General features: G+C 58.6%; 2 protein-coding genes. Both read left to right on the forward strand.

The window, feature by feature from the left end:
• A partial coding sequence (locus A3730_RS01080) for a long-chain fatty acid--CoA ligase (protein WP_156500741.1) occupies positions 1-902 on the forward strand: 902 nt, incomplete at its 5' end.
• A gap of 22 nt (positions 903-924) precedes the next feature.
• Positions 925-1,726, forward strand: an 802-nt coding sequence (locus tag A3730_RS01085; RefSeq protein WP_063537293.1) for an ABC transporter substrate-binding protein, incomplete at its 3' end; no start/stop codon positions are given.

The raw sequence follows: 1,726 nt of genomic DNA on the forward strand, positions 1-1,726 counted from the left end.
CTTTCGGGCGTTGGTGTTTCGACCGTGCCGTGGCCGCCGGGGAAGCCTGGCACTGTGACCGCAATCGCTCGCCGCTGTCGGCCCTGCAGTACCAGTTCTGGAATCTTCTGGTGCTGCGCAATGTCCGGGATCTGATTGGCATGAACCGCCTGCACCGGGGGACCACCGGGGCGGCTCCCATTGCTCCGGAACAGATCCGCTGGTTCCAGTCGTTGGGTGTGCCTTTGTTCGAAGGGTACGGCATGACCGAGACCACCGGTGTGGCCTCCCTGAACAGTATCAAGCGGGAGAAGGTGGGTACCGTGGGCGAAGCGTTGCCGGGCACGGAGGTGCGTATTGCCGAGAACGGCGAAGTGTTGGTGCGTGGTGGCCATGTCTTCGCCGGCTACTGGCGGAAACCGGAAAAAACCGCAGAAGACATCCGTGATGGCTGGCTGCATACCGGGGACGTGGGGCGCCTGGAAGATGGCATGCTCACCATCACCGGCCGTCTCAAGGACATCATTATCACGGCGGGGGGCAAGAATATTACCCCGGCGGAAATCGAAAGCCGGATGAAATTCTCCCCCTATATTTCCGATGCCGTGGTGATTGGTGACAAGCGTAAATACCTCACCTGCCTGATCATGATTGATCAGGAAAATGTGGAGAAATACGCCCAGGATCGCCAGGTACCGTTTTCCAATTTCGCTTCCCTGTGTCGGGCCAAAGAGGTGCTGGACCTCATCGACAGCATTGTTCAGGACGTGAATAAACAGTTCGCCCAGGTGGAACAAATCAAGTATTTCCGCCTGATCGATGTGCTGCTCACCGCCGAGGATGAGGAGCTGACCGCCACCATGAAGCTGAAGCGTTCCTTCGTGGAGAAAAAACACAAGCACCTGATTGATTCCATGTATTGATGGTACGAGAGGAGAGTGCATCATGAAGAAGCTTTGTCTGACGGCCCTGGCCGCCATAGCCCTTGTGGGCTGCAGTGACAACAAGGATGAAGAAAGTGCCGCGGTCGAGCCCGTGCGTGGCGTCACCGACACCGAGATTCGCCTGGGGGGCATGCATGACCTGTCTGGCGTGTTCGCCGCCTTCTCGTCGCCGGCGGTGCAGGTGGCCAACGACATGTTCGAAGAAGTGAACGAGCAGGGCGGCATTCATGGCCGCAAGATTCGTTATATCGTCGAAGACCATGCCTATCAGGTTCCCAAGGCAACGCAAGCGGTGAACAAGCTGGTCAGCCGCGATGAAGTCTTCGCCATGGTCATGAGCCTGGGGACGCCCCACAACCTGGCAGCATTCCCGATCATGGACCGTAACAACGTGCCCAGCATTCTTCCCCTGGCGCTTTCCAAGCCCATGGAAGAGCAGGGCGACTTCCGCTATCGCTACGTGTTCGGCCCCAGCTATTACGACGGTGTTCTTAAAGGTGTGAACAAGCTGGTGGAAACCGATGGCATCGAAAACCTGTGCGTGATGTATATCCCCTCCGACTTTGGTGAGGAAGTGAACCAGGCCGCCACCGACGCGGCTGCCAACAATGATGCCCTGAATCTGTTGGAAAGCTCCTCCCATCGCCCTGACGAAAGTGATTTCACCGGCACCCTGGCGCGCCTGCGCGATGCGGGCTGTGAGCTGGTGGCAGTGGCGCTGCCGGTGCGCCCGATCATCACCGTGGTGGCCACGGCCAAGCAGATGGGCTGGGATGATGCCAAGTTCATCGTCTCCCAGGCGG

It is taken from the genome of Alcanivorax sp. HI0044 (genome assembly GCF_001634945.1).